This window comes from Micromonospora sp. NPDC049201, assembly GCF_055586805.1.
Genome location: NZ_JBVJHM010000006.1, coordinates 432368 through 458272 on the forward strand (window position 1 = coordinate 432368; position 25905 = coordinate 458272).

Sequence of the window (25905 nt, forward strand, 5' to 3'; positions counted from 1 at the left end):
CCGTGGCAGCGGCGACCGCCGGGGCGGCCGACGGGCGGGTGTCGAGCGAGGAGGAGCGGACCTACTGGGTGTGAGCTGCCTCCCGCATGTCGACGCCGTACGCCTCCTCCCGCACGTCGGCGTCGGGGTGCCGGCGCAGCCCGGTCAGCAGGCCCCGCCACGGCTCCGGCCACCCGGAGACCGCCCCGTGCCGGACCAGCGCCACCGCGAACAGCCCGCCGGCCAGGTCGCCCCGGCCGGCCAGCCGCGCCACCACCTCGTCGAGCCCGGTCAGGTCCGGCCAGTCCGGGAGGGCGCGCAGCCGCGCGCCGACCCGTCCGGCGGCGCGTATCGCGAGGACGGGCCGGCCCGCGCAGAGCGCCGCGACCTCGTCCAGGTTGTCCAGCCGGCCGAGGTCGACCAGCAGGCCGGCGGCCGTGCCGACGAAACCGGGCCGACCGGCGAGCCACCGGGCGGCGTCGACGAGCGCGGTCCGGTCGGCGTCGGCCGGCCGGTGCGCGGCCCGGGCGGCAGCACCGCGGGCGAGCACGTCGACGCGCCGCCGGGCGGGTCGGTCGGCGGCCGGGTCGCCGGGCCGGTCGTCGGCGGCGTCCCGGTCGACCAGCCGCGCCAGCGCGATGCCGAGCACCTCCTCGCCGCCGGCCCGCAGCAGGTCGGCCACCGCCATGTCGACAAGCGTCTCGTCCAGGTCGGTGAGCCGGTCGACGACCAGGTCGCTGACGTCGGCCAACCAGGGCGCCCATTCCCCGAGCCGACCGAACGCGGCGCGCCGGACCTCCCGGTCGGGGGCGCGGCACGCCTCGACGACGAGCGCGGCGTAGCGGGGCCGGTGGCGTTCCGGAAGCCGGTACGGATACGCGCCGAGGACCGCGCGTCGTTCCTCGCGGCTGCCGTCGACCGCGGCCCGCAGGACGGTCCAGCTCGCCTCCGGGGTCAGTCGCTGCCGGGCGGCGGAGACGATCGCCGCCCGCAGGTCCCGGTGCGTTCCCGCATCGAGGTACGCGTCGCGCAGCGTCGCCATCGCCGCGGGCGGCCCGTAGCGGGCCAGCAGCCGGGCGGCCTCCTTCCGGCTGGTGATCTTCGCGGGCCCGGTCCGCAGCAGCGCGCCGAGCGGGTCGACCAGCCGGGACGGCGGGGTGTGCCGGGCGGCGCGGGCCGCCGCGTACAGCGCGACCCGGGCCCGGTCGCCGTCGGCGTACCGGAGCAGCACCGGCAGCGCCTCGTCCGGGCGGTCGGTCCGGACCAGCGCGCCCAGCGCCGCCTCGGCGACCGGCACCTCGGGCGCGTCGAGGTGCCGCCGGACCAGCGCCCGCCCGGCGTCACCGAGGCCGGCGGCGGCGCGGATGGCCGCCGCGCGCTGCCACACCACGTGGCCGGCGTCGGTGACGACCAGCTCCTGAAGCTCCACGAAGCGGGCCTGCTGTCGGGGCAACCAGCGCGCGGCGCCCGGCGCGTGGCCGGGCACCCAGCGCGTCCCCGCCATGACGAACCGGCCGCGCGGGCGGCGGCGGCCCAACGCCCGGTCGAGCAGGTCGGTGCGGACGCGTCCGACCGTCTCCCACACCTCGTGCAGCGTCACCGCCGACGCGTCGACGTCGAGCACCTCGGCCACCCGCTCGGCGCGGGTTCCGGGGTCGGCGAGCCACAGCGCGATCGCCGTCCGCGCCACCGAGGGCGGTGTGCCCCGGGCGAGCGCCCGGCGCAGCAGCCCCTGGAGCGCGGGCAGCCGCCAGGCCCGCCTGCCCAGCGCGTACGTGAGCGCGAAGAGCGGGGCGTGGTTGCCACGGGTCATGCCGGCCTCGACCCAGCCGCGCAGCCGCTCGAAGACCATCGCCTCCTGCCCGCGCCGCAGCACCTGGTCGAAGCGGCGCAGCATCGGCACGGTCGCGCCGCTGCTCACCCGGTCGATGGTGAGCAGCGCCCAGTCGCGCAGCGGCGCCACGTCGACGTGGCGCGCCAGCACGTCGGCGGCGAGGTGGCTCAGCGCCGACGTGCTGGCGGCCGAGGCGTCCCGCGCGTCGACCGCGTCGGTGGTCACCCGCGTCAGCCCGCCGGCCGTGTCGGCGGTGAGCAGCGGCGCGACCCGGGACAGCGCGGTGAGCGCGGAGGCGCGTACCGGGTCCTGCTCGTTGCGCAGCTGGGCGAGCCGGGCGACCAGCTCGGCCACCACGCGCGGGTCGCGGGAGCGGCGGGCGGCGGCCACCAGCAGCGCCCAGCCGGTGGCCCGCTCGTCCGCGTCACCGGAGCGCACCGCGCCGTCCAGCGCGGCGGACGCGTCCGGCCAGGGCAGGTAGGCGCTCCACGCGCGGACGTCGGCCTCCCGTTCCCGGATCCGGGGCAGGCCGAGCACCCGGGTCGCCTCCCGGACCCGGACCGTCGCCGGCAGCACGTCCATCACTTCGGCGGCCGGCACCAGCCGCGTGCTGTCGGCGCCGGCCAGCGCCCGGTCGTACAGCTCGCCGCGCCGGCCCGGTGCGACGGCGTCGAGCAGTGCCGCGAGACCGGGGCCGTGGTCCCGGAGCCGGGCGGCGAGCGGCGCCAGCTCGTCGGTGGGCAGCACCGCCAGGCGTCGCAGCAGCGCCGGCGTCGGCGCGGTCCGGGCCACCCAGGCCGCGCGCCCCGGCGCGGTGAGCAGGCGTACGACGCGGGCCGCGTCGTCGGCGGCGAGTCGCCCGTACGCGACCGGCGGGCCGGGCAGCGACCGCTCGGGCGCGTACCGTTCGAGCAGGTCGAGCGCTTCCGCCGGGTCGCATCGCAGCACCGCGCCGGCGACCTCGCCCCAGATCCGGGCGCGTTGCTCGGGCGGGGCCGCGGCCAGCCGCTCGCGGGTCCGGGCCAGCAGCGTGCCGGCGTGCCGGCGGACCAGCCGCTCCGGGTCGAGCGCGTGTTCCAGGTCGGGCAGCAACTCCCGTACCGTGTCGGTGCCGCAGGCCGGCAGCAACGCGGCGGCCTCCTCGTCGCCGAACCGGTCGCGTACCTCGGTGATCAGCGCGTCGGCGACGCCCGGCACGGGCCGGCGGCGCAGGGTGCGGTAGACCCGCCGCCGGTCGACAGCGGGTCGGTCGGCGAGGTCGCCGGTCGGCGTGCCGGCGCGCAGCGCCATGGCGAGCGCGGTGGCCCGGATCGAGGGCAGCGGGTCGTGGGTCGCGGCGGTGACGGCGGCGTCGTCCCGGCCCACCATGGCGGCGATCAACGCGAGCCGCCGGGCGTAGGCGTCCCGGCCGCCGAGGTCGGCGCAGACCCGGGCGCGGTCGGGCGAGGTGCGTGCCCAGTCGGCGAGGCGGCGCATCCGGGCCCGGTGGGGGAGTGGGTCGAGCGACGTCAGCAGCGCGCGGGTGGCGGGGAGCACGACGCACATTGTGCCGGTGGGTGGCGGGCCCCGGGTGCCGGCCCGACGCCGGTGGACCGGAATCCCGCGCGTCCACCATTCCTTCAATTCCTATGTAAATTGCGGATTTTCAGCGTTCTCTCAGGTCTGCTCCGATTGACATTAATGGGACCGTCGGGGATATTCCTAGCGGCGCATCGGGGCGCGGGGCGAGCGGATGGAGTCTGCGATTCCGGCTGTGCGACGTGCGCGTAAGTGTCGGTGTGCCCTGCTCCGCGGGGCGCGGATAGGTTTGGAAGAATGATCAATCGCGCCGTCGAATTCGCCAAGCACAATACGCCGAACTCCATGCGCGTCGCGGCCCGGCGGGCGCAGATGGAAACGCGCAACACCCGGATGCGGCTCACCGTGCCGGTCGTTTCCCGCAGCGAATTCGACAACATCTTCCACTGCACCGTCCGTAAGACGGGCAGCCAGTGGATCAAGGCGCTGTTCAGCGATCCGGCCGTCTACCGTCATTCCGGGCTGCTGCCGTACGACCCGCGTTTCTACTCCGGCGGCGCGACCGCGCCCGTCCCGCGCGGCCGGGTCGGCCTCGCGATCTTCCTGTCCCACCGCCGGTTCGAGGCGGTGCCGAAGGCCGGCACGTACCGCGCCTTCTTCGTGATCCGCGACCCGCGCGACGTGGTGGTGTCGAGCTACTTCTCGCTGCGGAACTCGCACGCCCCGATGGGTGACATCCCGCAGGCCCGCAAGGCCCTCCAGGACAAGTCGAAGAAGGAGGGGATGCTCTACGTCATCGACCGCCTCCGCGACAAGAAGCAGTTCGGGCAGATGCGCTCGTGGGCGGTGGCCCCGCCCGCGGAGACGTTCCGCCTGTTCCGCTACGAGGACCTGACCGGCGACCGGCAGGCCGAAGAGGTGGACCGGCTGATGCGGCACTGCGGCATCACGCTGCCGCCGTCCGACCTGACCGCGCTCCTGGCCCGCTACAGCTTCACGAAGATGAAGAAGGACAAGGAGACGCCGGGCCGGATCTCCCACTACCGCAAGGGCGCGGCCGGCGACTGGCGCAACCACTTCGACGACGACATCTACGCCGCCTACACCGCGGCGGCCGGTGACCTGGCCGAGGTGCTGGGCTATCCCGCCCGCGACGCGGTCGCCGCCCGGCCCGACGAGCCGGACCCGGCAGTCCGGTAGCGGGCGTCAGGGCAGCGGGACCACGTAGGAGTCGACGCGGGCGATGAGCCCGTCGCGGAACGTGAACAGGTCGTTGAAGGCGAAGCGGAACGGCCCGTGCGCCACGCTGACCCCGCGGCCCTCGCCGGTCACCACGACGACGGGGCCGTCCTCGTGCACCCGTTCGACGTCGAGCCGCGGGCTGCCGGCGAACGCCGGGTTCTCGATCTCGCCGTCGAACTCCGCCCGGCCCCGGGTGGTGCGGTGACCGTGGATGACCCATTCCACGTCGTCGGTGAGCGTCGCCAGGATGCGCGGGTGGTCGCTGGCCCGGAAGCCGGCGAAGTATTCGTCGACCAGGTCACGCTGGCTGATCTGCGGCATTGTCGGCTCCTTCGGCGCAAAGGTGGGCGGCGAGGGCGTCGAGGATCGAGGCGAGCCCGTCCGCGGCCCGGGTGGTCCGCAGCTCCGGCGGGAGCCGGCGCTGGTGGACGGTCAGCTCGGTGCCCTCGCCGGCGGGCCGGAGCGTCACGGTCGTGCGCAGGCCGGTCACCGGTTCGTCGAAGACGAGTTCGCGCGGCGGGTCGAGGCGCACGTAGACGAAGCGGAGTCGGCGGGTCGCGCCGTCCGGGGCGCGGGTGTCGAGCGCGAATCCGCCGCCGGGCCGCGCGTCCACGGTCACCGACCCGGGTGGCACCTCGGCGTGCGAGCCGCCCCAGAACGCCGCGAGGCCCGCGGGCGTGGTGAAGGCGGTCCAGACCCGGACCGCCCCGGCACGGAGGTGTCGACAGGCGATCAGTTCGTCGCCGTGCCGCTCGGCGCGGGCGGTCACCGGGCCCTCGCCCCGTCGTCGAGGTGGCGGTCGAGCGCGTCGAGCCGGTCGTCCCAGGCCCGGCGCTGCTCGTCGATCCAGGCTCCGACCAGTGCGAGCTGGTCGGCCCGGAGCCGGCAGGGTCGTCGGGTGCCCTCGCGGCGTTGCTCGACCAGGCCGCAGCGGCGCAGCACGCCCACGTGGTGGGAGATCGCCTGCGGGGTCAGGTCGAACGGCTCGGCCAGCTCGCCCACCGTGGCGTCACCGTTGGCGAGGCGGGTCACCAGGGCGCGGCGGACGGGGTCGCCGAGCGCGGCGAACGCGAGGTCGAGATCGGACACGTCCCCCACTCTAATCCAAACCTACGCTTGCGCAAGTGCTTGTTTGTATTCGGCTCCGGCGTTTCGGCGGGATCGGGAGCGGGCACGCCGGGAGAAGGGAGGTCGATGTGAACAGACCGAGCCGACCTGACCGGCGGCGACTGTGGGGCCTGTCGGTGCTCGCCACCGCGCTGCTGGCCGGCGCCTGCACCGACGGCGGGACCGACCCGGACCGGGGCGCGCCCCCCGCACCGTCGACGGCCCCCACGTCCGCCGCCGCACCGTCGCCGTCGGCGTCGACCGCCACGACCGTGACCATCCCGAGGTCCGCGTTCGTCGACCTGCCCGCGGAGCTGCGCAAGGGTGCCTCCCAGCCGATGGAGGTCGCCGACGCGCTGCCGAAGCTGTGCGCCGAGGAGTTCGCCACCCGAGGCCGATCGGTGACCGCGGGCGCCGCGATGACGAGCACCTACCAGACGCCCGGGGACCCGCCGGAGAACGTCCCCTACGGCACGCTGCACCAGACCGTCTTCGCCTTCACCGGCACCGGCGCCGGCGACCACCTGCGCCGGGTCCGGGAGGCGCTGGCACTCTGCCGATCCTTCCCGGAGCGGGGCGCCACCGTCACCGTCCGGTCGCAGCCGCTGGCGAGCACCGGCGACGAAGCGCTGCTGGTGACGCTGACCCGGCCGGCGACGAGCCTCGACGGAAGCCCGGCCGAGGGCACCACCACCAGCCAGATCACGGTGGTGAAGCTCGCCGACGCGGTGACCGTCGTGCACGACCAGGGCTGGGAGGGCAGCAGCAACAACCCCGACCTCGCCGACGACGTCGCCCGCGCCGCCGTCCGCGGACTCGACTCCTGGCAACGGTGAGCCGGCCCGCATCGGCGGCCCGCCGAGACGGGCCGTCCGCGAGGACCGGGGCAACCGGAAGGCCCGTCAGGAGACCGCGGTCCGCACCAGCTCGGTCAGCCGCTTCTCCACCATCGGGCTCCACCGCAGCAGCGCGAACGACGCCGGCCACATGTCGCCGTCGTCGAGGTTGGCCGCGTCCTGGAAGCCCACCGTCGAGTAGCGGTAGTTGAACTTCCCCGAATCCTGGAAGAAGACCACGATCTTGCCGGCCGCGTTCGCGTACGCGGGCATGCCGTACCAGGTCTTCGGCGACAGCTCGGGAGCGGCGGCGGTGATCGTCACGTGCACGCGCTCGGCCAGCTCGCGGTCGGCCGGCGCCATCTGCGCGATCCGGTCGAGGAGCGCCTGCAACTCGTCGGCCTTCTTCGCGCCCTTCTTCCCCTCGGCGCGCAGCTCGGCCGCGCGCTCCTTCATCGCGGCGCGTTCCTCGGCGCTGAAGCCCTCGCTCATCTCGGTTCCCCCTCGTTCCCCGGCGGTCGACGTGACGCCGCCCCGCTCAGCAGAAACGCTACGACCGCCCCACCCACCCCGCTTCTCGATTCCTGATCGCTTCCGGGAGCAAGGCCGGGCCCCCGCTTAACGCCTCCGGTATAGGAGGGGCCCCTTCTCACGCGTCAGGCGCAACGGGGGACAGCCGGCAGCGTCACGGCGGCCTATGATCCGGCGATGACCGAGGTTGTCGGCCACCCCCACCGAGGCCGAGGCGTTGCTCTCGGTCCTGGAGCGCAACCGGCGGACCTTCGCCTGGAGGACGTCCGGCCTCGACGAGAAGGGGCTGGGCGCGACCACGGCCGCCAGCTCGATGACGGCGGTGGACGGGCGGGTCGGCGAGGGCGTGCCGCCGGACTTCACGATCTGAGCGTGACCCGCTGACGAGCCGATGAGTTTGGCATGCGACGACGGTCCACCCGTCGACATCACCTGGAACATGAAGGAGCACCCACGATGGCGAAGGTCGTCTCCACGTTGTTCATCTCGGCCGACGGCGTCGCCGAGATCGACCCGGACTGGCACTTCCCCTACTTCGACGACAACATGGGCCGCGCCGTCACCGAGGACTACGACACCTCCGACGTCCTGCTGATCGGCCGTGAGACCTACGACAGCTTCGCCGGCGCGTGGCCGGGCCGGGAGGCCGGAGGCGGCGACGACGCGCCGTTCGCCAAGCAACTCGGCGACATGCGCAAGGTGGTCGTCTCCCGCCAGCCGCTGGAGTTCTCCTGGCGCAACTCCGAGCTGGTCCAGGGCGACCTGGTCGACGCGGTGACGGCGCTCAAGGCCGACGCCGGCATCAAGGGCATCCTCATCCCCGGTTCGATCTCGGTGGTGCAGCAGTTGCTCGCCGCCGGGCTGGTCGACGAGCTGCGGCTGCTGGTGCACCCGGTGGCGGCCCGCAAGGGACGCAAGCTGTTCGACGAGGGCGACCGTCCGTACCACCTCCGGGTGACCGCGACGGAGGCGTACCCGACGGGCGTCATCCGGGTCATCTACGCGCCTGCCGACGCACCGGGCCAGGCCGGTTACGACGACGCGAAGGAGCAGTTGGCCACCGGAAGCTGACCCGCGGGGCAGCGGCGGGCCCGCACGCCGTGGCAAGATCCGCGGCGTGCGCCGCAGCCCGTTGCTGCTGACCGGTGCGGCGGGGTGCGCCCGCGCCGGTGGCCGGTCCGGGGTAACCGCTGGCGGTCCGCCGGGCGCGCCGCTACGCTCCTCGGCGATGACTCTCTCGTGCAGATTGGGGGCCCGGTTCGCGCAAGGTGAGTGCTGATGCGCTCCCCGGCCGCGAACGCGGAATCCCGCCTCTCCCTCTGGCAGCGGGTGCGTGAGTACGCCGTCCCGCCCGACATGATCCGGGCCGCGACCGTCCGCCGTTCGGTGGGCGACTGGGCCGGCGCCTGTGCGGTCACCCGCGTCGACGTCGATCTGAGCCTGCGCGCGGTCGTCCACCGGCACGGCCGTGAGCTGGCCGCGCGGCTCCGCGACGACCTCCGGCACCTGGCGCCCGACCTGTTGCGCTGGCACCTGCCGAGGACCGCCCCGGACGGGCTGCTGCGTCCCGGGCTGACCGTCACACTGGCCCGGTACGGCCCGCCCGGCCGGGGTGGCGCCGGGGTGGCGCAGCTCGTGGCGCGGACACCGCCGGCGTGGGCCGACGCCGGGCAGCGGATCAGCCTGGCGGTGTGGGCCGGCCCCGGCGACGACGTGGCGGCCCACCCGCATCCCCGCCCCGACCGTCGTTTCCGACTCGACCTGCACCGCCACCTGTGGGACGCGCGCCGGGCAGGTGAGCTGCGGCTCCGCTCCGGTGCCGACCTGCCGGCGGTCGACCCGGCAGGGCCGGCCCACGGGTATCCGGCACACCGGTGGCCGGCCGAGGCGGCGCTGCTGCTCCGGGCCGAGGGCTCGACCGGCGAGGCGGTGGCGGTGCGGCTCGGGTCGCGTCGTCGCCTGATCCTGCAACGCCGGGGCGGCGGGTGGACGGCCCGGCCGGGCCGGTCGACCGCGCTGCCGGTGCTGCCGGACGCGGCGACCCGGACACCGCCGGACGTGGAACTGCTGCGCCATCGGATGATCGAGCCCGACCGGCTGCATCCGCTTGTGGCGTCGGCGCTCGCCCCGGGCGCCCCGACCACCGTCCGGGCCCGCGACGACCGGGCGGGGGACCGGCCCCGCCTGGTCGACTGCCGTGGCGCCCGGCACCGGATCGGCCTCGTCGACGGTGCGCTCGCGCCGCTGGACCACGACCCGGCGGAGGTACGCCGGGAGGAACTGCTCGCCACGCTCACCGGTACGCCGCTGCCGTGCCTGCGCGCGATCGACGAGGCACACCGCCGGCCCGAGTCCCTGCCCGACATCCGCGCCCGCCTCGACCACGGCGACCTGTCCGGCGCGGTGGCGGCGGTCGAGGCGCTGCTCGGGCCGGACGCGCTGCTGCGCCACGGTGAGCTGCGCGCGGAGCTGGAGGACGCCGCGTTGCGGCGGATCAGCCACGGGCTGTTCCGGGCCGGGCTGGCCGGCCGCTGCCCGGTGCCGTCCACCCGGGACCCGCGATCCGCCTCGGACCGGCGTTCCCACCCTCGTCACGCCCTTTTCCGCTGACCGGGCCGCAGCCCGTCACGAACCCCCCAAGGTGATCTCTCATGCCCCCTGCCGCCATCCGGACCGACACCCACCCGCCGGCGCAGCTCGATGTCGCCGCCGACCTGATCGCCCTGCTCGGGACCAGCGCCACCGAGCCGCGGCCCGACCCGCAACTGGAGGCGCTGACGCTGGCCGTGGCCGCTGACCTGCCGGTGCTGCTCTGGGGCGCGCCGGGAATCGGCAAGACGGCCGCGTTGACCCAGCTCGCCGCGTCCCTGGAGCTGCCGCTGACCACGGTGATCGCCAGTGTGCACGAACCGTCCGACTTCGCCGGTCTGCCGGTCGTCGGCGACGACCCGGCCAACCAGGGCGTGCCGATGGCACCGCCGGACTGGGCGGTGCGCCTGGTCCACGCCGGCCGGGGACTGCTGTTCCTGGACGAGCTGTCGACCGCCCCGCCCGCGGTGCAGGCGGCACTGCTCCGCCTCGTGCTGGAACGGCGCGTCGGCAGCCTGCGCCTGCCGCCCGGGGTCCGGATCGTGGCCGCCGCCAACCCGCGTACCTCGGCCGCCGACGGCTGGGAGCTGAGCCCGCCGCTGGCCAACCGGTTCGTCCATCTCCAGTGGAGCCACGACCAGGAGGTCGTCGTCCGCGGTCTCGGCGGCACCTGGCCCCGGGCGGCCCTGCCCCGGCTCGACCCGGCGCGGCTGGCCGGCGCCGTCGAACACGCCCGCCGCGCGGTGTGCACGCTGCTGTCGGCCCGCCCGACGCTTGTGCACCGGTTGCCGACCAGCGAGGCCGGCCGGGGCGGCGCCTGGCCCTCGCCGCGTAGCTGGGAGATGGCGCTGCGGCTGATCGCGTTCGCCGCCGCGGCGGACACCTCGCGGGACGTGCTGTCCGCACTGGTCCGTGGCGCGGTGGGCGACGGACCGGGGCTGGAGCTGCTGGCCAGCCTGGATCGGATGGATCTGCCCGACCCGGAGGAGGTGTTGGCCGATCCGCACGCCGCCGCCCTGCCCGAGCGGGGTGACCTGCGCCAGGCCGTGCTGGACGCGGTGGTGGAGGCGGTCCGGCGTCGCCCGGAACGCGCCCGGTGGGACGCGGCCTGGACGCTGCTCGGCCGGGCGGCGGAGACCGGCGCCCCGGACCTGGTGGTCGTCCCCGCCGCCACGCTGGCCCGGCTACGCCGCGAGGACTGGGACGTCCCGCCGGTGATCGACCGCCTCACCCCGGTGGCGTCGCTGTCCCGGGGCGCCGACGAGACGGCGGCCCGGGTCGCGGCCGGCCGATGAGCGCCACCGTCGTCCTCGACCGGGACAAGCTGCTCACCGCCCGCCTGTACGCGGCGCGGGTCCGCCCCTATCTGGCCACCGCGCTGTTCGCGCTGCACGTGGTCGAGTCCCGCCGGGTGCCCACGATGGCCGTGGACCGGCACTGGCGTTGCTACGTCTCGCCGCTGTTCGTGGCCCGTACGCCGGTGGCGGACCTCGCCGCGGTGTGGGTGCACGAGGTGTCCCACCTGCTGCGGGACCACCACGGCCGGGGTGACCGGTTTCTCCGGGAGCACGGGCTGACCGGGGCCGCGGAACGGCTGCGGGTCAACATCGCCGCGGACTGCGAGATCAACGACGACGCGTACGGCGACGGGCTGGTCCGGCCGGCGGACGCCGTCGAGCCCGGCTGCCTGCGCCTGCCCGAGGGGCAGTTGATGGAGGAATACCTGCGCCAGTTCCGGCTCGGACCGCTCACCCAGCATCTGGCCTGGCTGGACTGCGGCAGCGGCGCCGACGGCCTGGACCGGGCGTGGGACCTGGGACCGGACGGCGCGCACGGGCTCACCGAGCAGGAACGGGACGCGGTGCGGTTCCGGGTGGCCGAGGGGATCACCGGCCGACCCGGGACCGCGCCGAAGGGTTGGCGGCGGTGGGCGGAGGAGGTGTTCCACCCGCCCCAGCCGTGGCGGGAGCTGCTGGGCGCCGCCGTCCGTTCCGCGGTCTCGGCCTCCGGGGCGGGCGACGACTACACCTACGGTCGGCCGTCGCGGCGCTCCACCGGGGTACCCGGTGTGGTCCTGCCGGCACTACGCCGCCGGCCACCGCGCGTCTGCGTGGTCGTCGACACCTCCGGCTCGGTCAGCGACACCGAACTGGGCAGCGCGCTGCTGGAGGTCGCCGCGATCGCCCGGGCCGTGGGCGGACGCCGTGACCTGGTCACCGTGCTGCCCTGCGACGCCGCCGCGCACCGGGTGCTGACGCTGTGCCGGGCCGAGGACCTCCCGCTGGTCGGCGGCGGCGGCACGGACCTGCGTACCGGATTCGCGCGGGCGCTGCGGGACACCCGGCGTCCGGACGTCGTCGTCGTGCTGACCGACGGGCAGACGCCCTGGCCCGCCACCCGGCCCTCCTGCCGGACCGTGGTGGGCCTGTTTCCCCGGCCGGTGCGGTGGAGCGAGCAGGACCCGGATCACGTGCCGGTCTCGCCGCCGGACTGGGCGCGGGTGGTGACCATCGGTTCCCCGTTCCGGTGAGCGCGGCGGTCCGGTTCAGTCGAGCAGCGCCAGCAGCGCGTGCAGCGCCGGGTTGGTGCTGTCCACGGGCCAGGCCAGCCCGACGTCCACGGTGGGCGTCGGGGCGGCGAACCGGCGCAGCCGTACGCCGGGCAGCCGCAACGCCCGCGCCCGCCCGGCCGGCACGGCCGCGACCACGTCGCCCTCCGCCACCGCGCGCAGCAACTGCTCGTCGTCCGGTTCGTGCCGGACCAGCCGGAAGCCGCCGCGCGGCCACACCTGGGCGATGGTCCGGTCGAACATGCCGGGCCCGTTCTCCCGTGGCCACATCACCGCCGGCAGGTCGACCACCTCGGCCCGGCCGATCCGGCGGCGGCCGGCGGCCAGCGGGTGGCCCGCCGGCAACGCCAGCAGCAGCTCCTCGGTGTCGACCGTGCGGCAGGCCAGCGCCGGTTCGTCCACCGGCGGCCGGACGAACGCCGCGTCCAGCCGGCCGGCGAGCAGGCCGGCCACGTTCGGCGCGGTCCACGCCGTCTCGGACACCACCTCGACACCGGGGTGGGCGGCCCGGAACCGGGCGATCAGCGTGTCGACCCGGCCGCCGCGCGCCGACCGGGTGTACGCCAACCGCAGCCGACCACCCCGGCCGCGCGCCAGGTCGCGGATGCGGGCGGTGGCGGCATCCACCTCGGCGAGCAGCCGGGCGGCCTCGTCGGCGACCCGGGCGCCGACCTCGGTCAGCGTGCAGCCCCGGCTGGTGCGGTGCACCAGCGGCACGCCGAGCTGCCGTTCCAGGGCGCGGATCTGCTGGCTGAGCGCGGGCTGGGCGATGCGCAGCCGGGCCGCCGCGCGGGTGAAGTGCAGCTCGTCGGCGAGCACCACGAACGAGCGCAGCCGGCGCAGATCCGACCAGGCGCCCGGGGCCTCGACCATGCCACCCATCATAAGCGCCGCTTATCGCCGCCGGTCCGATCCGTCTTGGACGGCACCGTCTCCGGGGGGCCACCATCGGCAACACATCGACGGTACGGGCGACGGGAGCAGATCATGACGACAGCGGACGTGGTGGTGGTCGGCGGCGGGGTGATCGGGATGACCGCGGCGGTCACGCTTCAGCGGCGCGGCGCGCGGGTCACCGTGCTGACCGCCGACGACCCGGCGGACACGGTGTCCACGGTGGCCGCCGCCGTCTGGTACCCGAGCCACACGGAGGCGGACCCGCGGGTGCTGCGTTGGGCCCGGGACACCCACGCCGAGCTGCGCCGCCAGGCCGCCGACGGGGTGCCCGGGGTGGTGGACCGGCCGACCCGGATGTGGCTGCGCCGCCCGTACGCCGGGCCGCCCTGGTGGGCCGACGCCTGCGGTGACCTGGTGGTCGAGCCGGCCCGGCCGCCGTACACCGCGCTGCTGCGGTTCACCGCGCCGACGGTGGAGATGAACCGCTACCTGACCTGGCTGCACCGGCAGGTGGCGGCAGGCGGCGGCCGGATCGTCCGGCGTGCGCTGGACACGCTCGCCGAGGCGTACGAGATCGCGCCGACCGTGGTCAACGCGACCGGCCTGGCCGCCGGCCGGCTCGCCCCCGACCCGGCCGTGCACCCGGCGCGCGGACACATCGTGCTGGTGGCGAACCCCGGCCTGACCGTCTCGGTACGCGACGAGGACGACCCGGCGGGCGTCACGTACGTGCACCCGCGCCGGCACGACGTGGTGCTCGGCGGCACCTACCAGCTCGGGGTGGGGCACACCCGGCCGGACCCGGAGACGGCGGCGGCGATCCGGCGTCGCTGCGTCGCGTTGGTGCCACGGTTGGCGGACGCGCCGGTGCTGGGGGAGCGGATCGGGCTGCGCCCGGTCCGGCACGGCGGGCCCCGGGTCGAGCGTGATCCGGGCGGGGGGCGGCTGGTGCACGCGTACGGGCACGGTGGGGCCGGGGTGACGCTGTCCTGGGGCTGCGCGGCCGAGGTCGCCGACCTGGCCCTGGCGGGTTGACGCTCCGGCGGCTGCGTTGTTCGCGGAACTTCCCGGAGCTGGTCGGCGACTGATGAGCCCCTTCGGCGCCTGTCGACCTGAGCGCGTGGACGACTCAGTTCAGTTGTTCCGCCAGCGCGACGATGATGCCGCTCGGCCCACGCAGGTAGCAGAGCAGGAAACTGTCCTCGAAGCGGGTCACCTCGCCGACGAGTTCCGCGCCGTGCGGGCGGAGCCGGGCGAGCGTGTCCTCGATGTCGTCGACGGCGAACATGACGCGGTGCAGACCCCGCGTGTTGGCCGGGGTGACGCTGGGCTCGGGCACGATCGCCCGCGGCGAGTGGTACGTCGCCAGCTCCAGCCGGCCCGGCGCGCCCGGGATCCGCATCATCGCGATCTCGCTGCGCATGTCGTCGAGCCCGACGACCTTCCCCGCCCAGCTTCCCTCGATCGGCATCCGGCCTTCCAGCTCCATGCCGAGCGCGGTGAAGAACGCGACGGCGGCGTCGAGGTCGTCGACGACGATGCCGACGTTGTCCATGCGCTGAATCGTCATGTCCCCGAGGGTAGAACGGCGGACCGACGGCCGGCGTTGTGTGCCGCGACCAGGCCCGGCAGTTCGTCGAGCGACCCGATCCGGAACAGGCAGCGCTGCGCCACGGCCGGCAGGTCGAGGATGTGACCCCAGGGGCCGCGCCGGATCAGGCACGCCGGCATCCCCGCCGCCATGGCCGCGCCCGCGTCGTTGTCGGGTCGGTCGCCGACGTACAGGATGGACGACGGGTCATGGCCGGCCTCGCGGACGAGCCGCGCGAAGAACGCCGGCGCCGGCTTCGCCACGCCCCAGCCGTGCGACGTGCCGATCACGTCCACCGGAAGGTCGAGTGCGCGCAGGCTCGCCTCGGCGTGGGCCGGCTGGTTGCCGGCCAGGCCGACGCGCAGTCCCTGACCCTTCAGCGCGGTCAGGCACGCCCGCGCGTCCGGGTAGAGATCCTCCTCGTCGAACGACTCCGGCCGGCCGGCGGCGGCCCGACGCGCCAGCTCGGTCGCGAGGTCGAAGTCGGGCCGGAAGGTCCGGAACGCCTCCTGCCAGTCCTGTCCTCGGGCGATCACCGCGCCGAGGACGGCGGAGAACGTGTGCCGGGGCACGCCGAGCCAGTCCGCCCAGTCCGCGAACTCGCGGGACTCGTCGAGGATCGTCCCCCCGACGTCGAAGAAGACCGCCTCGATCATGCGGGTTGCTCCGGTCCGGTGACGTCGCGGCGCTTGAGCTTGGCGCGGCGACCGTCCGGGTGGTGCCAGACGACGCCCTCGTACGCGGGGTGCGCCAGCAGCCACTCGCGCAGGCCGGCCGCGTCGCGCGGAACGTCCAGCCGGTCGGCGTCGGCGTGCGCGACGAGCACGTGTCCGCGTACCCCCTCGGGGTTGCCGTTGATCTTGGGGCCGATCAGCTCGAAGGTGCCGGGGCGGGGCTCGCCCGCGTGCGCGGCCAGGGCCTCGGCGTGGTACTTCGCGAACGACGACCGGGCGATCGGCTCCCAGCCGACGGTCTTGCCGGTGGTCCCGTCGGTCATGACCGGCCGGTAGCCGGGCGGCTGGGCCTTGCCGGGCCTGACCTCGCGCCGCGCCCACCATGTGCCGTCGGTGTCGAGCAGCACGCAGGTGCCGTCGTACTTGCGGGTGGCGACGCCCTCGCCGTCGAGCACCCACCGGCACTCGGGGTCGACCTCGTCGAGGACGCGTCGGCGGTCTTCGGGGTCGCGGCGGAACAGCGTGGGGATCTTACGCATGTCGACATGGTCGCACCGGACACACCGGGGACGCGACGCATATGGAGGGCGGGCACACCGCCCCGGCCGAGGAAGCCCGGCCGGGGCGGTCACCCGTCTCAGTGGCAGCTACCGGTGCCGCTGTCGGTGTAGCTCTGCCCCGCCACCGGCACGAACTGCCAGTCGTAGGTGGTGGCGTGCAGGGTGAACTTCAGGACCCCGAACGCGCTGCTGTTGCGCGCCTCGCTGTTGGGCTGGATGGTGCCGAATCCGTAGTGGTCGGCCCCGCCCATCCCGGCGACGAAGCTGCGCAGTCCCCGCGCGGCGTCGTAGCCCCCGTTGGCGTTCATCGGCGCGAACCGCTCGTAGACGTGGTTGTGTCCCCACACGACGACGTCCGCGTTGTGGTCGTAGAGCGCCTGGTAGAGCGGTCGGGTGCCGGTGGACGGCGCGTGGTTGGAACTGGACGTGTAGAGCGGGTGGTGCCAGTAGGCGAGCGTGCACGGCTTGGTGCTGGCCGCGAGGTCCGCCCGCAGCCACTGCTCCTGCGTCGAGCCGGCGGACATGCCGACGTTGGAGTTCAGCGACACCACGTGCCAGTTGCCCAGGTCGTACGAGTAGTAGCCGCGCCCGCTCGGCCCGGCCTGACTGCCGTAGTAGCCGTAGTAACCGCTCGCGCCGGAGGTGTTGTAGTCGTGGTTGCCCGGTGCCGGCCGGGTACGTGCCTTGTGCCGGCCCCAGGTGGGCGCGTAGTAGCTGGTGAACTCCGACGTGGTGCCGCTGTTGTAGACGTTGTCGCCGGTGGTGAACACGGTTCCGGAGATGCCGTCGAGCAGCGCGGCGGTGGCGGTGTCCCCGGAGCCCGAGGTGGCGATGTCGCCGGCGCCGACCAGGACCGGGTCGGCCGACGGCGCGGTGGTGCCGGTGGTGACGACCAGTTGCGGGGCGGTGGCGCCGCTCTCCCGGGCGTCGTAGTAGGCGCCGTCGCTGCTGGCGGAGGTGGCCGCCAGGCTGACCGTGCCGTTGCCGGTGACCGCGGCCGTGACGTCCACCTCGTACCAGCTACCGGGGCCGACCGACCCGATCGAGCCCAGCGCGACGCCGTCCACGGCCGGCTGGTTGTTCCAGGTGGTGCCGGTCTCCGACCAGGTGGTGCCGGACATCGCCCGTACGCTGCCGCCGGCGTCGCTGCCGTCGTTGCCGCTGATCGTGTGCAGTCGCAGCTTGGCGCCGGTCACCGGGCCACCGAGGCCGGTGACCGAGAACCGCAGGAACATCCGGCGGGCGGGGGAGTTGTCCACCACGAGCTGGGTGGCGGTGCCGTAGCTGGTGCCGGCGGTGTCGCTCTGCACGTACGTGTCGGCGACCGGGGTGAACGTGACGCTCGCCGCCGACGCGGCGCCCGAGCCGGTGAGGACGGCGGCCGTGCTGGCGGCGACCAGTACGGCAGCCGCGCCCAGCGTGACCGATGGTCGGGGGAGTCGAATGCCCATCCAGGGGCCCCTTCCGTGGGGGTTGTGACAGCTCACGGAATGTAGGAACGTCAATGGACCGGCGGGCGAAGGGCGGATGAACGCCGCGTCCGGACAGGGAAACTCCTCGATGTTTCCACGCCGTTCGCCGACCGCACATCCGGGCGGCACCGACCGTCCGTTGTGGTGGCCCGACGCCGCCCGGACGATGGCTGTCCGTCAGGCCGTCGACCGCGAGGGGATCACCCGTGTACCTGTCGACCGTGTCCCGGCCGGTGACCGACCCACCGGCCGCCGGTCGGCCGCGCCGTCGTCTCGCCGGGGTCGGTGGCACCGTCGTCGCGCTCGGCGCGGTCAGCCTGATCACCGACGTGTCCGCCGAGATGGTCACCGCGGTCCTACCGCTCTACCTGGTGCTCGGGCTGAACCTCAGCCCGCTGGCGTTCGGCGTCCTGGACGGCGTGCACACCGGGGCGACCGCCGCGCTGCGGGTGGTCGGCGGCTTCCTGGCCGACCGGTTCCGCCGGCGCAAACTGGTCGCCGGCGTCGGCTACACGCTCTCCGCGGTGGCCAAGCTCGGGCTGCTCCTCGCCGGCCGGTCGGTGCCGGCGATCGGCGCGGTGATCGCGGTGGACCGGCTCGGCAAGGGCGTCCGCACCGCCCCCCGCGACGCGCTCATCACGCTGGCCACGCCGCCCGGGGCGCTCGGCCGGGCGTTCGGTGTGCACCGCGCCATGGACGCGGTGGGCGCGTTCCTCGGCCCGCTGGCCGCGCTCGCGGTCCTGTTCGCCGTCGGGCCCCGCTACGACGCGGTGTTCGTCGTCAGCTTCTGCGTCGCCGCGCTCGCCGTCGTCGTCCTCGTGCTGTTCGTCCGGGAACACGCGCCGGCGGGTCCGACCGGTGCCGTCGACGGGCAGCGGGTCACCGTGCGGGAGGCCGCCGGCCTGCTGCGCGACCGGTCGACCCGCCGACTGGTGCTGGCCGCCGCGCTGCTCGGGCTCGCCACCATCGGCGACGGCTTCGTCTACCTGCTGCTGCAACGCCGCGAGGACATCGGCCTGCGGTGGTTCCCGCTGCTCGCGGTCGGCACCAGCCTGGCGTACCTGCTGTTGGCCGGACCGCTCGGCGCGCTGGCCGACCGGATCGGCCGGCTGCCGGTGGTGGTCGGCGGCTACCTCGCGCTCGCTCTGGCGTACCTGCTGCTCGCCGGCGCGGCGCACGGGTGGCCGCTGCTCGCGCTCACACTGACGCTGCACGGCGTGTTCTACGCGGCCACCGACGGGGTGCTGATCGCGCTCGCCGGGCCGGTCCTGCCGGCCCGGACTCGCACCACCGGCATCGCGCTGGTGCAGACCGGGCAGGCGATGGCGTACCTGCTCTCCTCGGTCCTGTTCGGTCTCGCCTGGCAGGTCTGTGGCCCGCACGCGGCGAGCGCCGCCGCCGCCGTGGCGGTCACCGTCGCGCTGCTGGTCACCGTGCCCCTGCTCGCTCCCCTCCAGCGGAGGTCACCCCGATGATGTCGACGCGCGTGAAGCTCGCCACGCTGGCCGCCGCGGTGGTCGCCCTGGGCACGCTGGCCGCCGGCTACCCGGTCCTGTCGGCCCGGTCCACCCCGAGGCCGGCGTCCGCCGTCGACCGGCCGGTCACGCTCCACCCCGGGCCCCGGCTGCTCGCGGTCACCGACCGGCACGTCTCCACCGTGGCGCTGGCCGACCCGGCCGGGCCGCGCGCCGTGTCCGACCGCGAGTGCCTGCGGGTGTACGCGGCGGCCGGCACCGGCGTCTGCCTGGCGCCGAGCAGCCCGTGGTCGTACCAGGTGGTGGTGCTCGACGCCGACCTGCGCCCGGTCCGGCGGCTGGACGTGCCGGGACTGCCCAACCGGGCGCGGGTCTCGGCGTCGGGCCGGATGGTCTCCTGGACCACCTTCGTCGGCGGCGACTCCTACACCAGCAGCGGCTTCTCCACCCGTACCGGCTTCCTCGACACCCGCACCGGCACGGTCGTCGCCTCCCTCGAGGAGTTCACGGTCCGGCACGCCGGCCGGCCCTACCGCAGCGCCGACGTCAACTTCTGGGGCGTCACGTTCGCGGGCGACGACAACGTCTTCTACGCCACCATGGCCACGGCCGGGAAGCGGTGGCTGGTGCGGGGCGACGCCGCCGCCCGGACGGTCGAGACGGTACGGGCGAACGTCGAGTGCCCGTCGCTGTCGCCGGACGGCACCCGGCTCGCGTTCAAGGAGGCGGTCGACGCCGACCCGGCCCGGGGTTGGCGGTTGTCCGTGCTCGACCTGCGGACCATGCGAGTGACCGCCACCGCCGAGCGCGCCAGCGTCGACGACCAGGCCGCCTGGCTGGACGGCGGGACGCTTGCCTACACGTTGCGCCGGGACGACGGCCGCCCGGACGTCTGGTCGGTGCCGGCCGACGGCTCCGGCACGCCCCGGCCGCTGCTGCGCGGCGCGGAGTCGCCGTCCCCGTTGACCTGACGCCCGGCCGCCAGCAGCAGCCCGACGGCGGCCAGCACCGCGCCGACCCCGGCGGCCCAGCCGGCCAGGCCCGTCGGGATGCCCAGGTAGACGGTGATGCCGAGGATCCGGGACAGCCCCCACGGCAGCAACGCCATCTGGTCGTTCCAGACGGTCAGCGCCCGCTCCGGGCCGATCCACGCGACCAGCCCGGCGAGCACCGCGAGCGGCACCCCGGCGGCGGTGAGCGTCAGTCCGGCGGCCCGCCGGCGGCGCATGCCGTACCGGTCGCCCAGCACCAGCGCGGTCGCCACGAACAGCCAGCAGAACGCCGCCACCGCGACGGTGAGGTAGACCGACCGGCGGGCCGGCTCGGCCCAGAACACGAACCAGTAGCCGCCCGGACCGCGCCCGGCCAGCACCGCCAGCAGCAGCACGCTGCGCAGCAGCGCCACGCCGCCGAGGGCCGCCCACAGCCCGAACGGGTCCCGCCGACCCACCGCCAGGCGTGCCACCAGCGCGAACAGACTCCACCCGCCGAGCGTGACCAGCAGGTGCGCGGGCGCGGCGAACCAGGTGAACACCAGCCGGCTCGCCACCAGCACGCCGGCCGGGACCAACCAGACCAGCACCCGATCCAGCCGGGCCGCCGGCACCGGCAGCGCCGCCACCCGCCACGGCCGCAGCGCGCCGACCAGCAGCGCCCGCGCCGCCGCGCCGCCCGGCCCACGCCCGCGCAGCCCGAGCGCCACCACGGCCACGACCAGGACCAGCAGCGCTCGCGCCGCCCAGGCCATCGCCGGGTCGCGGTCCGCCCGCTGCGCGCCGAGGTCGGCCGCCGTGAAGCGGTACGCCGGCAGGTCGACGTCCCCGCCGTAGCGCTGCCGGTGCCGGTCCCGCGCCTCGCGGTAGTCGCCGGCGGCCGACCGCCACTGCGCGTACGCGGTGGCGGAACCGGTGTCCAGCCACTGCGCGTGCCGCAGCACCATGGTCCGGTAGGCGGCCAGCGTCACGAACAGGTCCACCTGGTAGTCGAGCGTGTCGACGAAGCGCCCGCGCAGCGCGCCGTCCCGCCACGTCGCCGGGTCGGTGCCGGCCACCAGCTCCCGCATCCGCCGGGCGGTGGCGACCGCCGCGCCGCCCTCGGCGACCGCCGCGTCGACCCGGTCGCCGGTGACCGCGTAGATGCTGTCCAGCGCCGCGGAGTCACCGGTCGGGATGTCCCACTCGAAGATCCACATCATCGGCGGCGGTTCCAGCCCGAGCGCCCGCACCGACGTGTCCGCGTACGGGCCGATGTAGAGGCCGGTGGTGACCGCGGCCCGGGACAGCGCCATGGCCCGCCCGATCGCCGCGACCGTGGCCGGGTCGGCGGAGAACGTCCGGTACGCCCAGTCCGCCGTCACCTGCGCCGGATCGGCGTCCGGATCCCAGGCCAGCCGCGCCACCGCGTACGTGTTCAGGTCGTAGAGCTGCCAGAAGCCGGCGCGCAGGTAGAGCGACATCGGCCCGGCGCGCAGCGGCCCGCCGTCCTGGGTCCAGTTCCACACGCCCTCGACGTGCGGGTTCGCGGCGAGGAACGCGCGCAGCGCCGCCCGGTGCAGCGGAGCGAGGTCGTTGGGCAGCGCGCCGAAGCCCTCGAACTCGCGCCGCGCCTGGAACTCCACGATCCGCCGCTGTGCGCCGACGCGCAGCGTGGTGTTCAACGGCAGGTGACTGTAGAAGTCGCCGAGCGTGTACTTGGTGGACACGATCAGGTGCGGATCGTCGAACCCGCCCAGCACCTCGGCGTACGCGTCGGGGTTGGTGTGCAGGTCGCCGACCGCGCCCACGCCCACCGTCCAGGTACGGAAGATGATCTCCTTGTCGACCGTGGCCGCGGTGTCGAGCAGTGCCCGCAGCATCGTGCGCACACCCTCGGCGGTGGTGACCGCGAGCTTCGAGCCGTAGTCCCAGCCGCTGCCCGCGTACACCTCGCCGCCCTCGCCGACGCGGACCATCAGACCGGCGACGAACGGCATGCTCGCAAACAGCTCGGCCAGCCCGGCCCGGTAGACCGCCCAGAGTCGGGGGTCGGTGGTGTCCAGCCCGCCCACGGTCCGGTCCAGGTACGCCTGAAGCGGCGGCGACACCGCGAGCATGTCGGTGAGCAGGAAGACGCGCAGGCCCATCTGGTCGGCGTACCGGAGGACCGGCCCGAACGCCGCCACCATCGCGCGGGCCCGGTCGACGTGCGGGTCGCCGGTCGGGTAGACCGCATGCCCGTCGCCGACACCGGCGAACGTCACGTACTCCAGGAAGCCGGGCACCACGACGCCGTTGTAGCCCTGCGCCACCGCGTGGTCGACGAACTGCCGGAACTGCGTGTCGATGCGGGCCACCGCCGCGGCGTCCACCCACGGCGCTCCGGGCAGCACCGCGGGCGAGACGATGTCGGTGTTGAGGCGGTAGTCGTCGCCGGCCGCGAACGCCGCCCGGTCCGGTTCGCGCCCCACCGAGCCCGCGTCGGTCAGTCGCAGCCCCAACCGGGGCGCCACCGGCCGGCCGGCCTCCGCCGCCGGCAGCACCTCGGCGCCGGAGCGGATCCGATCGGCCAGCCGGTAGAGCCCGGCCGTGACGCCCGCCAGGTCCCCGGTGACGGTCAACCCCTTCCGGCTGACGCCGATCCGGTACGCCTCCGGCGCGTCGCCGGCCCGCAGCTCCGCCCGCAGCGTGGTCACCGCCGACAGGCTCGTCGCACCCGGGCCGGTGCTCGTGCTCCGGCCGGGCGTGCCGGTGCCGTTGGTCGGGGTGGGTGTGGCGGTCGGGGTGACCGTCGGGCGGGTGCCGCCCCGGGCGGCGAGCGCGTCGGCGACCGCTGCGGCGGCCTTGACCGCGCGGAGCTGGTCCGGCACCACGATCGAGGTCAACGGCGGTGGAGCGGCCGGCGTGCGGGGCGGCGCGGCCACGGCCGGCTCGGGCGGCACGTCGGCCGGCGTGTGGCTCAACCCCAGCGCGTCGTCGACGCCCCAGGCCACGCCCGCGCCGAGCAGCAGCACCACCACGACGGCGGCGACCAGCCGGTACGGGCGCCGAACCTGAGCCACGCTCGCATCCTAGTGGCGGCGGTCCGCCCGATCGTCGCCCGGACGGGAGATCTTGGAGCGAAAGGGCCCCCGGCGGGGCCGTTTCCCGACGCAGCACCGGCTCGCCAAGGATGACGTCGAGGTAGGGCGCTCGGGGCACCGCGCGTGCCAGCAGTCGCTGTCGGCGTAGCTGCACGTGACGCTCGTCCTCGGCGCGAGCACGTTCACCGACATCTACGACGCCATCGCCCTGGACAAGCTTCAACAGGCCCACGACTGGCTGACCATCGTGCCCCGCCTTCTCCGACGACCCCGAGGCCGCCCTCGCCGAGCAGGGCACCGCCATCGCGTTGGCGATCCACCACCGGCCCGGTCACCACGTCCACGTCTGCGGCCCACCCGCCATGAACACGGCAGCCCGCCGGTGGCTCCCCATCGCGGGGGTGCCCGCCGACCACCTGCACCCACCGACGATCGGGGAGCGGTGACGGCCGTGCGGATGTCAACTCGCGTCGTGCGTGTTCGCGTTCGCGCAGCGAGTGGGCTAGTTTCGAACGTGTGAACGAGGTGGCGAGCGTCCCCGTCGAGGCGCAACTCGAGGCGTACCGGTCGGAGCTGACCGGCTACTGCTACCGGATGCTGGGCTCGGCCTTCGAGGCCGAGGACGCGGTGCAGGACACCTTCGTCCGGGCCTGGCGCAACTTCGACCGGTTCGAGGGGCGCTCCGCGTTGCGGACCTGGCTGTACCGGATCGCCACGAACGTCTGCCTGAACATGACCGCCAGCGCGCAGCGCCGCGTCCGGCCGATGGATCTCGGTCCCGCCGGCAGCGGCACCGCCGCCCATCCCGGCGAACCGCGCCCGGAGCAGATCTGGGTGGGCCCGGTGCCGGACGACCGGGTCCTCGCCGAGTCCGGCGACCCGGCCGACGTGATCGCCGGGCGGGAGTCGGTCCGACTGGCGTTGGTCGCGGCGTTGCAGCACCTCCCGCCGAAGCAGCGGGCCGTGCTCATCCTGCGTGAGGTGCTGGCCTGGTCGGCCCAGGAGGTCGCGGACCTGCTCGACACGTCGGTGGCGAGCGTCAACAGCGCGCTGCAACGGGCGCGGGCCACGCTCGCGTCGACCGGCGCCGACACCGACGTGCGCCGGCCGCTGGACGAGGAGCAACAGGCGCTGCTGGCCCGCTACGTGCGCGCGTTCGAGTCGTACGACCTCACGGCGCTCACCGAGCTGCTGCACGAGGACGCGACGCTGTCCATGCCGCCGGTGCCGTTGTGGCTGCGCGGCCCCGACCACATCACGGCGTGGATGACCGGCACGGGTCACGGCTGCCGGGGGTCCCGGCTGGTGCCGGTGGCGGCCAACGGCATGCCGGCGTTCGGGCAGTACCGGCCCGGCCCCGGCTCAGGGCACGTGCCCTGGTCGCTGATCGTGGTGGGGCTCTCCGGCGGCCGGATCACCTCGCTCAACCACTTCCTCGACACCGAGCGCCTGTTCCCGCTCTTCGGCCTGCCGGACCGCCTCGACGAGGGTGTCGGCGAGCCCCAACAGGCCGGCCAGGTCGCGTAGGGCCGCACCGGCCCCGCGGGTCTCCCACCGCCACCCGAACCGCCTGGCGGTCAGCCGGAGCCGGGCCAGCGTCTCGATGGTGACCAGGTCGGGTCGGGTCACCGCGGACACGTCGCAGATCACCACGCCCCGGTCGCGGCCCCGTAACGTCTCCGCCAACTCGGCGCAGCGGACCGCGACGTCCGCGCGGGTCGGCGTCGTGCCGGGCAGGCGGAACACGAGGGTGGTCACGCGGATCAGACCGGCGTACGCCCGGATTCTCATCGGCTCCGGCCGGACCCACCCGCCCGGCGGGGTACGCCGACCCGAGTCCTTCTCGGACGCGTGCCGGTCGGCCGCAATTTCCGCCGGTCATCTCGCCGAACGCAGTTACATCGACGTTAACTGCTATACCAATCATCGTTGGGCGGCTATATGATCCCCGGTAGCTCGCCCCGTAGCCTCACGAACCCGCAGCTCCAGCACGCTTCAGGCCGTCTCCGCACCAGGTGCGCCGCAACGCTCCACGCCCGGTGGCCGGCTCGATCCGCCGCGTCGAAAGTGTCGCGGTAATTGCCGGCGCTGCGCCCCAGCCTGCCGGAAAGGTGGGAACGGATGACCGTGATCCCGTCCTTGGTCATCGGCATCGCGTCCACGGCGGCCGAACGCCGGCAACTCGCCCAACTGTTGGGCGGCACCGAGACGTTCCTGATCGTCTCCAGTGCCCATCAGGCGCGCCGGTTCCTCGACCTGGTCCGCCGCCCGGCGGTCACGCGGCCGGCCGTCAGCCCCGACTCCGACGGCGACGTGCCGGCCGACCCCCGCACCGGGACGCCGGCCCCGCGAGCTGATTCCCGGACCGAGACGCCGGCCCCGCGAGCTGATTCCCGGACCGGGACGCCGGCCCCGCCGGTCGACCCGTCGGCCGGATCAGCCGGGCTGCCCGTCGGTTCCCCGGCCGGGTCTCCGCTCGATCGGTCGGCCGGGCTGCCGGTCGTTCCCCCGACCGGGTCTCCGCTCGATCCGTCCGCCGGCCCGGCCGCCGGTTCCCCGGCCGCGTCGTCGGCCGAGGTTGCGGACCGGTCGCCGGTCGACTCGTCCGGGCCGGAGCTGGCCGTGGACTCCGACCGGCGGGTGCTGCGCTGGCGGGAGCGGGAGGTCGGGCTGACGCCGCTGGAGCACGACCTGCTGGTCTGCCTCGCCGGCATCCCGGGCCAGGTGTGGACGTACGCCCGCCTGCACCGTGCCGTCTGGGGCAACGACCACCTCGGCCGGGGCTCCGACATGCACTCCGTGGTCCGCCGCATCCGTCACAAGCTGGCCCGCCTGAACGCCCCGACCACGATCCACGCTGTCCGAGGCGTCGGCTTCCGCCTGACCCCCTGACAGTGATGATGTGGGAGCGGGTCACCCGGCCGGTCTGACTCACCCTCTGACTGACCGTGGTGTCTTCTAGGGGATTCGTCGG

Annotated in this window: 23 protein-coding genes; 12 read left to right on the forward strand and 11 right to left on the reverse strand. The window is 74.9% G+C overall.

The window, feature by feature from the left end:
• Positions 1 to 61: 61 nt before the first annotated feature.
• Positions 62 to 3358, reverse strand: a complete 3297-nt coding sequence (locus ACZ6O5_RS16085; RefSeq protein WP_465977826.1) for a hypothetical protein — start codon at positions 3356 to 3358, stop codon at positions 62 to 64.
• Positions 3359 to 3628: 270 nt separating this feature from the next.
• Between ACZ6O5_RS16085 and ACZ6O5_RS16090 the strand changes: the two genes are divergently transcribed.
• The gene (locus tag ACZ6O5_RS16090) at positions 3629 to 4531 is read left to right on the forward strand and encodes a sulfotransferase domain-containing protein (protein WP_465977828.1); all 903 of its coding nucleotides are present in this window, start codon (positions 3629 to 3631) and stop codon (positions 4529 to 4531) included.
• Between the two features lie 6 nt (positions 4532 to 4537).
• Here ACZ6O5_RS16090 and ACZ6O5_RS16095 read toward each other — a convergent pair whose 3' ends face one another.
• Genes ACZ6O5_RS16095 through ACZ6O5_RS16105 form a run of 3 tightly spaced genes read right to left on the reverse strand, consistent with a single transcriptional unit; the run spans position 4538 to position 5662 of the window.
• A complete protein-coding gene (locus tag ACZ6O5_RS16095) occupies positions 4538 to 4894 on the reverse strand; it encodes a nuclear transport factor 2 family protein (RefSeq protein ID WP_405093338.1) in 357 nt (118 codons plus the stop codon).
• On the reverse strand, positions 4872 to 5342 hold the full coding sequence (locus ACZ6O5_RS16100) for an SRPBCC family protein (protein WP_465977830.1): 471 nt from the start codon (positions 5340 to 5342) through the stop codon (positions 4872 to 4874). The genes ACZ6O5_RS16095 and ACZ6O5_RS16100 overlap by 23 nt, the downstream gene beginning before the upstream one ends.
• On the reverse strand, positions 5339 to 5662 hold the full coding sequence (locus ACZ6O5_RS16105) for an ArsR/SmtB family transcription factor (protein ID WP_465977832.1): 324 nt from the start codon (positions 5660 to 5662) through the stop codon (positions 5339 to 5341). The genes ACZ6O5_RS16100 and ACZ6O5_RS16105 overlap by 4 nt, the downstream gene beginning before the upstream one ends.
• A 107-nt stretch (positions 5663 to 5769) precedes the next feature.
• Between ACZ6O5_RS16105 and ACZ6O5_RS16110 the strand changes: the two genes are divergently transcribed.
• Positions 5770 to 6516 carry a hypothetical protein gene (locus tag ACZ6O5_RS16110; protein WP_465977834.1) on the forward strand — a complete coding sequence of 249 codons (747 nt, stop codon included), beginning with the start codon at positions 5770 to 5772 and terminating at the stop codon, positions 6514 to 6516.
• Between the two features lie 66 nt (positions 6517 to 6582).
• Here ACZ6O5_RS16110 and ACZ6O5_RS16115 read toward each other — a convergent pair whose 3' ends face one another.
• Positions 6583 to 7008 (reverse strand): iron chaperone, encoded by a 426-nt coding sequence (locus ACZ6O5_RS16115; protein ID WP_465977836.1) that lies wholly within the window; start codon positions 7006 to 7008, stop codon positions 6583 to 6585.
• Between the two features lie 226 nt (positions 7009 to 7234).
• Here ACZ6O5_RS16115 and ACZ6O5_RS16120 point away from each other — a divergent pair, with 226 nt between their 5' ends.
• The 5 genes from ACZ6O5_RS16120 to ACZ6O5_RS16140 all read left to right on the forward strand — a co-directional run bounded on the left by ACZ6O5_RS16120 (position 7235) and on the right by ACZ6O5_RS16140 (position 12166).
• Positions 7235 to 7417: a hypothetical protein gene (locus ACZ6O5_RS16120; RefSeq protein WP_465977838.1), complete on the forward strand. Its 183-nt coding sequence runs from the start codon at positions 7235 to 7237 to the stop codon at positions 7415 to 7417.
• A gap of 86 nt (positions 7418 to 7503) precedes the next feature.
• Positions 7504 to 8118 carry a dihydrofolate reductase family protein gene (locus ACZ6O5_RS16125; RefSeq protein ID WP_465977840.1) on the forward strand — a complete coding sequence of 205 codons (615 nt, stop codon included), beginning with the start codon at positions 7504 to 7506 and terminating at the stop codon, positions 8116 to 8118.
• Between the two features lie 207 nt (positions 8119 to 8325).
• Positions 8326 to 9657, forward strand: a complete 1332-nt coding sequence (locus tag ACZ6O5_RS16130; RefSeq protein WP_465977842.1) for a hypothetical protein — start codon at positions 8326 to 8328, stop codon at positions 9655 to 9657.
• 41 nt (positions 9658 to 9698) lie between these two features.
• Complete coding sequence (locus ACZ6O5_RS16135) at positions 9699 to 10931, forward strand: AAA family ATPase (RefSeq protein WP_465977844.1); 1233 nt, start codon at positions 9699 to 9701, stop codon at positions 10929 to 10931.
• Complete coding sequence (locus tag ACZ6O5_RS16140) at positions 10928 to 12166, forward strand: vWA domain-containing protein (protein ID WP_465977846.1); 1239 nt, start codon at positions 10928 to 10930, stop codon at positions 12164 to 12166. The genes ACZ6O5_RS16135 and ACZ6O5_RS16140 overlap by 4 nt, the downstream gene beginning before the upstream one ends.
• A gap of 15 nt (positions 12167 to 12181) precedes the next feature.
• Here the strand turns inward: ACZ6O5_RS16140 and ACZ6O5_RS16145 are convergent, their stop codons facing one another.
• Positions 12182 to 13078, reverse strand: coding sequence for a LysR family transcriptional regulator (locus ACZ6O5_RS16145; RefSeq protein WP_405093348.1), 897 nt, complete (start codon positions 13076 to 13078; stop codon positions 12182 to 12184).
• A 114-nt stretch (positions 13079 to 13192) separates the two neighbouring features.
• On the opposite strand from ACZ6O5_RS16145, the gene ACZ6O5_RS16150 reads away from it, so the two are divergent.
• Positions 13193 to 14137, forward strand: a complete 945-nt coding sequence (locus tag ACZ6O5_RS16150; protein WP_465977848.1) for an FAD-dependent oxidoreductase — start codon at positions 13193 to 13195, stop codon at positions 14135 to 14137.
• A 94-nt stretch (positions 14138 to 14231) separates the two neighbouring features.
• On the opposite strand, the gene ACZ6O5_RS16155 is transcribed toward ACZ6O5_RS16150, so the two are convergent.
• The 4 genes from ACZ6O5_RS16155 to ACZ6O5_RS16170 form a co-directional block, all read right to left on the reverse strand.
• A complete protein-coding gene (locus tag ACZ6O5_RS16155) occupies positions 14232 to 14672 on the reverse strand; it encodes a VOC family protein (protein WP_465977850.1) in 441 nt (146 codons plus the stop codon).
• Positions 14669 to 15349 carry an HAD family hydrolase gene (locus ACZ6O5_RS16160; protein WP_465977852.1) on the reverse strand — a complete coding sequence of 227 codons (681 nt, stop codon included), beginning with the start codon at positions 15347 to 15349 and terminating at the stop codon, positions 14669 to 14671. Before ACZ6O5_RS16160 ends, ACZ6O5_RS16155 begins: the two co-directional genes overlap by 4 nt.
• A complete protein-coding gene (locus tag ACZ6O5_RS16165) occupies positions 15346 to 15906 on the reverse strand; it encodes a hypothetical protein (RefSeq protein ID WP_465977854.1) in 561 nt (186 codons plus the stop codon). Before ACZ6O5_RS16165 ends, ACZ6O5_RS16160 begins: the two co-directional genes overlap by 4 nt.
• A 98-nt stretch (positions 15907 to 16004) precedes the next feature.
• Positions 16005 to 17378 carry a CBM96 family carbohydrate-binding protein gene (locus ACZ6O5_RS16170; protein WP_465977856.1) on the reverse strand — a complete coding sequence of 458 codons (1374 nt, stop codon included), beginning with the start codon at positions 17376 to 17378 and terminating at the stop codon, positions 16005 to 16007.
• A 227-nt stretch (positions 17379 to 17605) separates the two neighbouring features.
• On the opposite strand from ACZ6O5_RS16170, the gene ACZ6O5_RS16175 reads away from it, so the two are divergent.
• Both ACZ6O5_RS16175 and ACZ6O5_RS16180 read left to right on the forward strand, forming a co-directional pair.
• Positions 17606 to 18874, forward strand: coding sequence for an MFS transporter (locus tag ACZ6O5_RS16175; RefSeq protein ID WP_465977858.1), 1269 nt, complete (start codon positions 17606 to 17608; stop codon positions 18872 to 18874).
• On the forward strand, positions 18871 to 19845 hold the full coding sequence (locus tag ACZ6O5_RS16180) for a TolB family protein (RefSeq protein ID WP_465977860.1): 975 nt from the start codon (positions 18871 to 18873) through the stop codon (positions 19843 to 19845). The genes ACZ6O5_RS16175 and ACZ6O5_RS16180 overlap by 4 nt, the downstream gene beginning before the upstream one ends.
• On the opposite strand, the gene ACZ6O5_RS16185 is transcribed toward ACZ6O5_RS16180, so the two are convergent.
• Positions 19731 to 22910 (reverse strand): hypothetical protein, encoded by a 3180-nt coding sequence (locus ACZ6O5_RS16185; protein WP_465977862.1) that lies wholly within the window; start codon positions 22908 to 22910, stop codon positions 19731 to 19733. The two genes, ACZ6O5_RS16180 and ACZ6O5_RS16185, sit on opposite strands and share 115 nt — an antisense overlap.
• A 537-nt stretch (positions 22911 to 23447) precedes the next feature.
• On the opposite strand from ACZ6O5_RS16185, the gene ACZ6O5_RS16190 reads away from it, so the two are divergent.
• Both ACZ6O5_RS16190 and ACZ6O5_RS16195 read left to right on the forward strand, forming a co-directional pair.
• Positions 23448 to 24458: a sigma-70 family RNA polymerase sigma factor gene (locus tag ACZ6O5_RS16190; protein ID WP_405093356.1), complete on the forward strand. Its 1011-nt coding sequence runs from the start codon at positions 23448 to 23450 to the stop codon at positions 24456 to 24458.
• 594 nt (positions 24459 to 25052) lie between these two features.
• Complete coding sequence (locus ACZ6O5_RS16195) at positions 25053 to 25823, forward strand: winged helix-turn-helix domain-containing protein (protein WP_465977864.1); 771 nt, start codon at positions 25053 to 25055, stop codon at positions 25821 to 25823.
• Positions 25824 to 25905: the final 82 nt, after the last annotated feature.

Coding starts and splice junctions, on each gene's coding strand:
- ACZ6O5_RS16085 (WP_465977826.1), bottom strand. CDS start 3,358: ATGTGCGTCGTGCTCCCCGCCACCCGCGCGCTGCTGACGTCGCTCGAC.
- ACZ6O5_RS16090 (WP_465977828.1), top strand. CDS start 3,629: ATGATCAATCGCGCCGTCGAATTCGCCAAGCACAATACGCCGAACTCC.
- ACZ6O5_RS16095 (WP_405093338.1), bottom strand. CDS start 4,894: ATGCCGCAGATCAGCCAGCGTGACCTGGTCGACGAATACTTCGCCGGC.
- ACZ6O5_RS16115 (WP_465977836.1), bottom strand. CDS start 7,008: ATGAGCGAGGGCTTCAGCGCCGAGGAACGCGCCGCGATGAAGGAGCGC.
- ACZ6O5_RS16125 (WP_465977840.1), top strand. CDS start 7,504: ATGGCGAAGGTCGTCTCCACGTTGTTCATCTCGGCCGACGGCGTCGCC.
- ACZ6O5_RS16130 (WP_465977842.1), top strand. CDS start 8,326: ATGCGCTCCCCGGCCGCGAACGCGGAATCCCGCCTCTCCCTCTGGCAG.
- ACZ6O5_RS16135 (WP_465977844.1), top strand. CDS start 9,699: ATGCCCCCTGCCGCCATCCGGACCGACACCCACCCGCCGGCGCAGCTC.
- ACZ6O5_RS16140 (WP_465977846.1), top strand. CDS start 10,928: ATGAGCGCCACCGTCGTCCTCGACCGGGACAAGCTGCTCACCGCCCGC.
- ACZ6O5_RS16145 (WP_405093348.1), bottom strand. CDS start 13,078: ATGGTCGAGGCCCCGGGCGCCTGGTCGGATCTGCGCCGGCTGCGCTCG.
- ACZ6O5_RS16150 (WP_465977848.1), top strand. CDS start 13,193: ATGACGACAGCGGACGTGGTGGTGGTCGGCGGCGGGGTGATCGGGATG.
- ACZ6O5_RS16155 (WP_465977850.1), bottom strand. CDS start 14,672: ATGACGATTCAGCGCATGGACAACGTCGGCATCGTCGTCGACGACCTC.
- ACZ6O5_RS16160 (WP_465977852.1), bottom strand. CDS start 15,349: ATGATCGAGGCGGTCTTCTTCGACGTCGGGGGGACGATCCTCGACGAG.
- ACZ6O5_RS16165 (WP_465977854.1), bottom strand. CDS start 15,906: ATGCGTAAGATCCCCACGCTGTTCCGCCGCGACCCCGAAGACCGCCGA.
- ACZ6O5_RS16170 (WP_465977856.1), bottom strand. CDS start 17,378: ATGGGCATTCGACTCCCCCGACCATCGGTCACGCTGGGCGCGGCTGCC.
- ACZ6O5_RS16180 (WP_465977860.1), top strand. CDS start 18,871: ATGATGTCGACGCGCGTGAAGCTCGCCACGCTGGCCGCCGCGGTGGTC.
- ACZ6O5_RS16195 (WP_465977864.1), top strand. CDS start 25,053: ATGACCGTGATCCCGTCCTTGGTCATCGGCATCGCGTCCACGGCGGCC.